At 60.6% G+C, this 10034-nt stretch carries 7 protein-coding genes, 1 tRNA gene and 1 pseudogene; 3 read left to right on the top strand and 6 right to left on the bottom strand.

Features of this window, described 5'->3' with window-relative positions:
• From rpsR to rnr, 4 genes and pseudogenes are all read right to left on the bottom strand, one after another.
• Positions 1 to 71 (bottom strand): annotated as a pseudogene (gene rpsR, locus AC1DLB_RS10785) (30S ribosomal protein S18); the annotation flags it as partial.
• A 28-nt stretch (positions 72 to 99) separates the two neighbouring features.
• Entirely contained in the window at positions 100 to 522 is a 423-nt protein-coding gene (gene rpsF, locus AC1DLB_RS10780; RefSeq protein ID WP_007939579.1) for a 30S ribosomal protein S6, read from the bottom strand.
• A gap of 234 nt (positions 523 to 756) precedes the next feature.
• Entirely contained in the window at positions 757 to 1524 is a 768-nt protein-coding gene (gene rlmB, locus AC1DLB_RS10775; protein ID WP_018928494.1) for a 23S rRNA (guanosine(2251)-2'-O)-methyltransferase RlmB, read from the bottom strand.
• Entirely contained in the window at positions 1521 to 4151 is a 2631-nt protein-coding gene (gene rnr / locus AC1DLB_RS10770) for a ribonuclease R (RefSeq protein WP_477784984.1), read from the bottom strand. The genes rlmB and rnr overlap by 4 nt, the downstream gene beginning before the upstream one ends.
• A 226-nt stretch (positions 4152 to 4377) precedes the next feature.
• Between rnr and AC1DLB_RS10765 the strand changes: the two genes are divergently transcribed.
• The 3 genes from AC1DLB_RS10765 to AC1DLB_RS10755 all read left to right on the top strand — a co-directional run bounded on the left by AC1DLB_RS10765 (position 4378) and on the right by AC1DLB_RS10755 (position 7369).
• Positions 4378 to 4464: transfer RNA gene (locus AC1DLB_RS10765), tRNA-Leu, on the top strand.
• Between the two features lie 329 nt (positions 4465 to 4793).
• Complete coding sequence (locus AC1DLB_RS10760; RefSeq protein ID WP_018928496.1) at positions 4794 to 5804, top strand: extracellular solute-binding protein; 1011 nt, start codon at positions 4794 to 4796, stop codon at positions 5802 to 5804.
• A complete protein-coding gene (locus AC1DLB_RS10755; RefSeq protein ID WP_477744200.1) occupies positions 5804 to 7369 on the top strand; it encodes an ABC transporter permease in 1566 nt (521 codons plus the stop codon). Before AC1DLB_RS10760 ends, AC1DLB_RS10755 begins: the two co-directional genes overlap by 1 nt.
• 96 nt (positions 7370 to 7465) lie before the next feature.
• On the opposite strand, the gene AC1DLB_RS10750 is transcribed toward AC1DLB_RS10755, so the two are convergent.
• Both AC1DLB_RS10750 and AC1DLB_RS10745 read right to left on the bottom strand, forming a co-directional pair.
• The gene (locus AC1DLB_RS10750) at positions 7466 to 9400 is read right to left on the bottom strand and encodes a methyl-accepting chemotaxis protein (protein ID WP_477744201.1); all 1935 of its coding nucleotides are present in this window, start codon (positions 9398 to 9400) and stop codon (positions 7466 to 7468) included.
• 138 nt (positions 9401 to 9538) lie between these two features.
• On the bottom strand, positions 9539 to 10034 hold a 496-nt coding region (locus AC1DLB_RS10745; RefSeq protein WP_477784983.1), incomplete at its 5' end, for an adenylosuccinate synthetase.

Below are 10034 nucleotides of genomic sequence, written 5' to 3'. Positions count from 1 at the left end.
TTGTAATCGATCTCTTTCACGTCTTCAGCGGTGAAGCGGCAGAATTTACGACGACGGAAGAAACGTGCCATGTAATAGGCTCCTCAAAAGGTCCGTGGATTACTCGTCAGCGTTATCGCTGTTGTCGCTGTCATCACTGTCAACGCCTTCAGCGTCGGAGTGCTCAGGACGGTCGCGACGCTCACGGCGCTCACTGCGGTTTTCTTCAGCCTTGAGCATCTCGGATTGGCCGGTAACGGCTTCTTCGCGACGGATGACCAGGTTACGGATCACTGCATCGTTGTAGCGGAAGTTGTCTTCCAGCTCGGCCAGGGCCTTGCCAGTGCACTCAACGTTCAGCATCACGTAGTGAGCCTTGTGAACATTGTTGATTGCGTAGGCCAGTTGACGACGGCCCCAATCTTCCAGACGGTGGATTTTGCCGCCGTCTTCTTCGATCAGCTTGGTGTAACGCTCAACCATGCCGCCGACTTGCTCGCTTTGATCCGGGTGGACCAAAAAGATGATTTCGTAATGACGCATGAATGCTCCTTACGGGTTGTAGCCTGCCGCTCAAAAGCGGTCAGACAAGGAGTGAATGACACTTATGGACTTGCTTGCGATAGACACATGCGTGCCTGCCGTCACAGCAAGGGGCGCAATTGTAGAGAAGGGTCGAGGGAGGTGCAAGGCAATTGGTGATTATTTGAACAATCACTTCGACTGGAAAGCCGAACACTTGCAGGAGCCGCCTGCGGCGACTCCTGCAGAGGAGTCTCAGGACTTTTTGGCGGTCCCGGCGGCTTTGACGCCACGCTGGCGCAGCGCTTCGAACAGGCAGACGCCGGTGGCGACGGACACGTTGAGGCTGCTGACGCTGCCAGCCATCGGCAGGCGTACCAAATAGTCGCAAAGGTCGCGAGTCAGGCGGCGCATGCCGCTACCTTCGGCACCCATGATCAGGATGGTCGGGCCCGTCAGGTCCTGCTGATACAGATCCTGCTCAGCCTCGCCCGCCGTACCGACGACCCACAAGCCGCGCTGCTTGAGTTTTTCCAGGGTGCGCGCCAGGTTGGTCACGGCGACCAACGGAATCACTTCCGCCGCGCCACAAGCAACTTTTCGAACCGTCGGGGTCAGCGTGGCTGATTTGTCCTTCGGCACGATCACCGCCAGCGCGCCGGCCGCATCGGCCGAACGCAGGCAAGCGCCGAGGTTGTGCGGATCGGTCACGCCGTCGAGCACCAGCAGCAAAGGCGCGCCTTCGGTGCGATCGAGCAGCTCGTCGAGCATCGCCTCGCCCCAGACCTGGCTCGGGCTGACGTCCGCCACCACGCCCTGGTGCACGCCTTCAACCCAGGCGTCCAGCTCGCGACGCTCTGCCTGACCGACGGCCACGCGATTTTCGGCAGCGAGTTCGATCAGCGTCTGAACGCGCGGATCGCTGCGGCCTTCAGCCAGCCAGATCTGCTTGACGCGTTTTGGGTGGTGACGCAGCAACGCTTCTACTGCGTGCACGCCGTAGATCTTTTCCAACTGACTCATGACTTGGCCTTAGGTTTACGCGCCCCGCCGCTTCTGGCGGCTGGAGCGGAACCCGCTTTTGGCGGGCCTTTACGGTGTTTGCTCGGTTTGGCTGGCTTGCCGCCGGAGGCCTTGTCAGGCGCCGACCGCCCGGTCTTTCCCCCAGACGCCGCTTTACCGCCGCTTTTCGCTTCAGACAGCAATGCCTGTTTCATTTCACGACTTTTGCGCAACTCGGCATTTTTTGCCGCCGCATCGCTCGGACGATAGGCCTCGACGGCCTTTTCCTTGGCCGGACGACGCCCGGCCTTGGCCAGTACTGGCTCGGCAGCTGTTTTGATAGCAGGCGCTGCGGTTTCAGTGCCGCGCTTTTTGCGACCGATCGGTGCGCTGATGGTTTTTTCGGCCATCTCGAAGTCGATCTTGCGCTCGTCGAGGTCGACGCGCATGACGCGCACTTCAACGGTGTCGCCCAAGCGGAAGCTACGACCGGTACGCTCACCGGCGAGGCGATGGTGCACAGGATCGAAGTGGTAGTAGTCACCCGGCAGCGCGGTGACGTGCACCAGGCCTTCGACGTAAATATCGGTCAGTTCGACGAACAGGCCGAAACCGGTCACGGCGGTGATCACCCCCGGGAACGATTCGCCCACGCGGTCTTTCATGAACTCGCACTTGAGCCAGTTCACTACGTCGCGGGTGGCTTCGTCGGCACGGCGCTCGCTCATCGAGCACTGTTCGCCGAGCTGCTCCAGGGTCGCTTCGTCGTACGGATAGATCCGCGCCTTCGGAATGGTCATCGCGCCGGCACGGCGAACGTGCGGGGTGTCCATTTTCGAATGGATGACGCTGCGAATCGCCCGGTGCGTGAGCAAGTCCGGGTAGCGGCGGATCGGCGAAGTGAAGTGGGTATAGGCCTCGTAATTCAGGCCGAAGTGGCCCTGGTTATCGGCGCTGTACACCGCTTGGCTCAACGAGCGCAGCATGACGGTCTGGATCAGGTGGAAATCCGGACGATCCTTGATGCCCGCGAGCAAAGCCTGGTAATCCTTCGGCGACGGACCGTCCTTGCCTTTGTGCAGGGACAGGCCGAGCTCGCCGAGGAAGGCGCGCAGTTTTTCCAGACGCTCCGGCGGCGGGCCGTCGTGGACGCGATACAACGCAGGGATTTCGTGCTTCTTCAGGAATTCGGCGGTGGCCACGTTGGCCGCCAGCATGCATTCCTCAATCAGCTTGTGAGCATCGTTGCGAACGGTCGGACGGATTTCGGCAATCTTGCGCTCGGAACCGAAGATGATCCGGGTTTCCTGGGTTTCGAAATCGATCGCGCCGCGCACGTGACGAGCCGCCAGCAGAACCTTGTACAGCGCATACAGCTGCTTGAGGTGCGGCAGAACGTCGGTGTATTCACCACGAAGCTGACGCGCTTCGGTGGCTTTCGGCGTTTCCAGCATGGCGCTGACCTTGTTGTAGGTCAGGCGGGCATGGGAGTGAATCACCGCTTCGTAGAAGCAGTAGTCGGTCATTTCGCCGGATTTGGAGATGGTCATCTCGCAAACCATGGCCAGGCGATCGACGTGCGGGTTCAGCGAGCACAGGCCGTTGGACAACTGCTCAGGCAGCATCGGCACCACGCGCTCGGGGAAGTACACCGAGTTGCCGCGAACCTGGGATTCGTTATCCAGCGCCGAACCGATTTTCACGTAACTGGAAACGTCGGCAATCGCCACGTACAACTTCCAGCCACCGGAGAACAGGCGCAGCTTGCCCGGTTTGGCTTCGCAGTAGACCGCGTCATCGAAGTCGCGCGCATCCTCACCGTCGATGGTCACGAACGGCAGAYGACGCAGGTCGATGCGCTTCTCTTTGTCTTTCTCTTCGACTTCGGGCTTGAGCTTGGCGGCTTCTTTCAAGACCGCTTCAGGCCAGACGTGCGGAATATCGTAGGTGCGCAGGGCAACATCGATTTCCATGCCCGGTGCCATGTAGTTGCCCACCACCTCGACCACGTCGCCTTGCGGCTGGAAGCGTGGCGTCGGCCAGTGAGTGATCTTCACTTCAACGAACTGACCGATCTGCGCGTTGGCATTGCGACCTGGCGTCACCAGCACTTCTTGCTGGATCTTCGGATTGTCTGCGACGACGAAACCGATACCGCCCTCCTCGAAGTAACGACCGACGATGCTCTCGTGGGCACGGGACACCACTTCGACAATCATGCCTTCGCGGCGACCGCGACGGTCGAGGCCAGAAACACGTGCCAGGGCACGGTCGCCATCGAACACCAGGCGCATTTGCGCCGGGCTCATGAACAGGTCGTCACTGCCGTCGTCCGGGACCAGGAAGCCGAAACCGTCACGGTGACCGCTGATGCGGCCCAGGATCAGGTCGAGCTTGTCCACCGGCGCATAAGTGCCGCGACGGGTGTAGATGAGTTGAGCGTCGCGCTCCATGGCGCGCAGGCGGCGGCGCAGGGCTTCGATCTGGTCTTCTGTGGTCAGACCAAACTCTTCGACCAGCTGCTCGCGGTTAGCAGGCGAACCTCGATCAGCAAGGTGCTGAAGGATCAGTTCGCGGCTAGGAATAGGGTTTTCATATTTTTCCGCTTCACGAGCGGCCTCGGGATCGAGGGACTGCCAATCGGCCATTAGAGAGTTTTCACCTTGTCTATATGCGGGTTAGTTTGGCATAGGCGTAATGAAACGGGAAATTTCAGGCTATGACAGCCCATCTAAAGCCCTTTATCGACACCGCGAAGCTGATTTGAATGCCGCCGGTAAAATTTTCCAGTTTTTTTTGATGACGGGGGTTTACAGTTAAAAAGACGCTCCGTATAGTGCGCGCCATCGACGACGCACTAGCGCTGCCGATACTGCCCAGATGGTGAAATTGGTAGACACGCCAGCTTCAGGTGCTGGTGACCGCAAGGTCGTGGAAGTTCGAGTCTTCTTCTGGGCACCAATTCAAATTCAAGGTCACGATCTTGAATTTCACAAAAACCCGCGAAAGCGGGTTTTTGCGTTTCTGGCCTTTGAAGCCATAGCCGCCCCTTGTGGCGAGGGAGCTTGCTCCCGCTGGGCTGCGAAGCGGCCCCCTCATTCTTTCAGTCAATCCTTATTGCCCGGTTTTGCGACTGCTCCGCAGCCGAACGGGAGCAAGCTCCCTCGCCACAAAGATCTGCACCAGCCCCTCTAGCAAAACCCTCACCCGCCCTGCAAGGCGCACTTGAGAAGCAATATCGTTTATCATTGTTTCAAGTTTTTGCAATGCGACAGTGAGGAACCCTGCGAATGATGCTTCGAAATACCCTGCGCCGCGGCCTGACCATCACCCTCCTCGGCCTGACACTCGCCACGCCCCTCACCCAAGCCGCCGATCCGGTTTCCCTGACACTCTATAACGGTCAACACAAGGAAGTCGGCGACGCCGTCGCCAAAGCCTTCGAAGCCAAGACCGGGATTCACGTCAATGTGCGCAAGGGCAGCAGCAACCAACTCGCCAGCCAGATCGTCGAAGAAGGCGATCGCTCCCCCGCCGATGTGATCTACACCGAAGAATCGCCACCGCTGAACAAGCTCGGCGAACAAGGCCTGCTGGCGAAAGCCGATGCCGCCACACTTGAAGTCCTGCCCAAGGACTACGTTGCCGGCAATGGCACCTGGATCGGCATCACCGCGCGGGTCCGGGTCGTCGCCTTCAACCCTAAACTGATCGACGAAAAAGACCTGCCCAAGTCGGTCATGGAATTCTCCGATCCAAAATGGCAAGGCAAGGTCGGCTTCGTGCCCAGCAGCGGCGCCTTCCAGGAACAGGCGGTGGCGATTATCAAGGTCCACGGGATGGACGCCGCCGAAGAATGGCTGACCGGCCTGCGTGCGTTCGGCAAAACCTACAGCAACAACATGGTTGCACTGAAAGCCGTGGAAAATGGCGAAGTCGCCACCGTGCTGGTGAACAACTACTACTGGTTCGCCTTACAGCGTGAAAAAGGCCAACTCGATTCGAAACTGCATTACTTCACCGGTGGCGACGTCGGCGGACTGATCACCGTTTCCAGCGCTGGCGTACTGAAATCCAGCAAACATCCAAAAGAAGCCCAGCAATTGCTCGCCTACATGGCCAGCGAAGAAGGTCAGCGTGTGATCACCCAGACCACCGCTGAATACCCGCTGCACAAGGGCATGGAATCGGATCGCGGTCTCAAGCCGTTCAGCGAACTGCAAGCGCCGAACGTCACGCCAGCCGATCTCGGCAACGCCGAAGAAGCCCTGGACCTGGAACGTGACGTTGGCTTGAACTGATGAGCACCTCGTTATCCGCCCCCGCTTCGCATGGGGGTTACATGCCAAGGCGCAAGCGGCCGTCGATATGGCTGCTGCTACCGGTTCTGCTGCTGGTGGTACTCAGCCTGTTGCCGCTGGCCTATGTCGGCCTCAAAACCTGGCAAGCCGGCTGGGCCGAGGCACTGCATCTGCTGTGGCGGCCCTACGTGTTTGGCCTGCTGCGCAATACCCTGGCGCTGATGCTGGGCGTCACATTGGCCTGCGGAGTGATTGGCCTGTCACTCGCCTGGCTGCTGGAGCGCAGCAATCTGCCGGGACGGCGGTTATGGGGCGTGATCCTGTGCCTGCCGTTCGCAGTGCCGGCGTTTGTCAGCAGTTTCACCTGGGTGTCCCTGAGCGCTCACTTCGAAGGGCTGGGCGGGGCGATTCTGGTGATGACGCTGTCCAAGTACCCGCTGATCTTTCTGCCGGTCGCGGCAACGCTGCGCAATCTCGACCCCTCTCTTGAAGAGTCTGCCCGCACCCTGGGGCAGAATCGTTGGGGTGTATTCTTCAAAATCACCCTGCCCCTGCTCTGGCCGTCACTGCTGGCCGGTTCACTGTTGATTGCGCTGCACATGCTGGTGGAGTTCGGCGCGCTGTCGATCATCGGCCTGCAAACCTTTACCACGGCGATCTATCAGCAGTTCGAACTGGAATTCAGCAACGCCAATGCAGCGATGCTTTCTGCGGTGTTGCTGGCGCTGTGCCTGGTGCTGCTATGGCTTGAGTTACGCGTGCGCGGCAAAGGCCGTCACGTACGCACCGGTCAGGGCGCTGCGCGGCATGCGGAGCAGGTTCGCCTCGGGCCGTGGACGGCTGTGGGACAACTTTACTGCTTGCTGCTGGCGATCATCGGCAGCGGCATTCCACTGGGAATGCTGGCGTACTGGCTGATGGTGGGTTCGTCGGCAGCGTTCCCGGTGGCCGCGATCAGCGAGGCATTGCTCTCGTCGCTGGCGCTGTCGCTCGGTGGCGCTGCGCTGTGCCTGGTGCTGGCGGTGCCGGTGGGGTTGCTGGTGGTGCGCCATAAAGGCCGACTGGCAATCTGGGCCGAGCGCTTGCCGTATCTGCTGCATGCACTGCCGGGATTGGTGATTGCGCTGACCCTGGTGTATTTCGCCCTGCATTATGTGCCAGTGCTGTACCAGACCTCGACGCTGTTGCTGATAGCCTATGCGCTGTTGTTTCTGCCACTGGCGCAAGCACCGATTCGCACCGCACTGAACAAGGCCGCACCGCAACTGGAAGAGGCCGCACGCACGCTGGGGGCGTCGTCTTTCAGCGCGTTTTGTCGGGTGACCCTGCCCATCATCTTTCCCGCCCTGGGTGCTGCGTTTGCGCTGGTGTTTCTGGATGCGATGAAGGAACTGACGGCGACGCTGCTGCTGAGCCCGACCGGGCTCAATACGCTGGCGACGGAAGTCTGGGCGCATACCGCGAATGTGGAGTTCGCGGCGGCGGCGCCTTATGCGGCGTTGTTGATTGTGGTGTCGGGGTTGCCTGTGTATCTGCTGACGACGCGGATGTATTTGAGTCGTTGAAAAGCTTCGCGGGCAAGCCTCGCCCCTACAAGGATTACGTAGCCCTTGTAGGAGCGAGGCTTGCCCGCGAAGGCACCAGACCTGCGAACGAGAAACCTAAGCCCTGAACTGCCCCAGGCTCGCCTTCAACTGCGCCGCCAACCCATCCAGCACCTTGCCGCTGGCCGTGGTCTCCACGACCGCCTGAGCCGCCTTCTCAGCTTGAGCATGGATKGTCTCAACCCGCCCACGCACGGCCTGCGCACCTTGCGCCTGATGCGCCGCGGCCTGGGTCGCCAGGCCGATCGCCGCATGCACCTGCTCGACCGACGCCTGCACCGACTGTTGCAACCGCGCGCTATCGCGCAACACCAGCAGGCCTTCGCTGGCCTGACGCCCAGCCTGCCCGATTGCCGCGACGGCCTCACGCGCGCCCTGCTGCAGCGCAACAATGTGCGCCTGAATATCGCCAGTGGAGCTCTGCGTCTTGCTCGCCAGCGCCCGCACCTCGTCCGCCACCACGGCAAACCCGCGACCGGTCTCGCCGGCACGCGCCGCTTCAATGGCCGCGTTCAGCGCCAGCAAGTTGGTTTGTTCGGCAATCCCGTGAATCACCGTCAGCACCACTTCAATCTGCTCACTCTGCTGCGCCAGGCGCTCGATGACTTTCGCACCAGTGTCGACTTGTCCAGCCAATGCCTCGATGAGACTGCCGACTTTCGCCGAAGTCCGGGTGTTCTCATCCGTGGCCTGACGAATGCCCACCACCTGCTGCAAAGCGGCCTGCATGGCGTGGCTTTCAGACTGGGCCTCGTCAGCCATTTGCGACAACGCGCGCAGGCTTTCGGCCACTTCATCGCGCTGCATGCCAGCCGCCGCATCGGCACCAGCATTACGCAAAGTCATGGCGCCGATTTCCACACCGGTACGCTGGGCCACATCACCCGCCTCACGCACGATCGGCTGTAATTTATCCACAAAGCGATTGACCGCCGAGGCCATGTCGCCGATCTCGTCCTGGCTGTTGATCTGCACGCGCTTGGTCAGGTCGCCCTCGCCTGCCGCCAAGTCATCCATCGCGACAATGAGCATTTTCAGGCGATTGACCACTCGACGCCCCAGCACCACCGCCAGTAACAGCAGCACACCGAAACCCACCACCGCCAGGCCCATGCCGATGCGCCAGCGCAAAGCCCCTGCGGCTTCCTGTACGGCGCCCGTGGTGTTGGCTTTCATTTCAGAAGCAGTGGACTGCGCCGATTGCAGACGTCCGCGCATCGCCGTTGCGCTGTCGGCCGCCGCACCTTTGAGGCTGTCACCCACCAATTGATCGCCGCTGGCGATCAGCGCCGAGAAACGCTTGTCCAGCGCCGCCAGATCGGTTTCCACGGAGGCAGTTGAGACCCCCATCAAGACCTTGCCGATTTCCACCCCATTGGGACTGATCGAGGCTTCGAGGTAGTAGACCGACGGATCGCTCTTCGCTGCGTCCAGCACCTTGTCCAACGCCCGCTCGCCCTGGCCTTTATCCAGAAGCGCCTTGTTGATCGCGTTCTCCCGGTTGAGATAGCGCGTCAGGTGCTGGCCCGTGGCGTCGTCATAGACCACGAACAACACGTTGGGATTGCGCTGGGCGCGGCGAGCGAATTCGGACAGGGTGGGAATGTCGCTGTCCCACATGGCGCGGGGTGCGACCGACGCCAGAAGTTGCGCCATGTCATTGGCCGAGTCCTTCAGGTCCTTCTCCAGCGTCGTACGCAGTTGAGCCTGCTCGTCTTTCAAACGTGAAGACAGCCCAGCGGTCAGGCGCTGACGGGTATTGCTGGACAGGTTATCCAGGCTCGACGTGACTTCACGCCCCGCCTGCTCCAGCTCACCGGAGAGCTTTTGGCTATCGGAGCCCAAGCGCACGCCCAGATCGGTTTCCAGCGCAGTCACCGTGCTCCGGGTCAGAGCGACAGCCACCAGCACCTGCACCAAAAGGGCGATACCAAGGGTAACGAACACGGGCCGCAACAAACGGCTTTGTAACAGTGAGAGAACGGCCGACACAGGAAATCCCTCTACTCTAACGCCATTAAATTGATGGCATTCTGAAGGCAATATTCACAGCAAAGGTCATGCCGTCCAACAGGCATAAACGACAAAGGCCCCGATTAAGGGGCCTTTGTGTTTTACATCAACGACTTATTAAGCGAACGGGTGACGCAGAACGATAGTTTCGTTGCGGTCCGGGCCCGTCGAAATAATGTCGATCGGCGCGCCGACCAACTCTTCGATGCGCTTGATGTAGTTGCGCGCAGCCTGAGGCAGCTCCTCCAGGGTCTTGGCACCCAGGGTCGACTCGCTCCAGCCCGGCATCTGCTCGTACACCGGCTCCAGGCCGATGTAGCTGTCGGCGTCGGTCGGTGCGTCGATCACTGCACCATCTTCGTTCTTGTAGCCTACGCAGATGTTGATGGTTTCCAGACCGTCCAGCACGTCCAGCTTGGTCAGGCACAGGCCCGAGATGCTGTTCACATCGATAGCGCGACGCAGGATCACGGCATCGAACCAGCCGCAACGACGGGCACGGCCAGTGGTGGCGCCGAACTCGTGGCCACGCTTGGCCAGGAACGCACCAACGTCGTCGAACAGCTCAGTCGGGAACGGACCGGAGCCGACGCGCGTGGTGTAAGCCTTGGTG

The organism is Pseudomonas sp. 05N434, from assembly GCF_056396965.1.
Note: the sequence above shows the minus strand (reverse complement) of the source record. Positions and strands in the feature narration are given on the sequence as shown.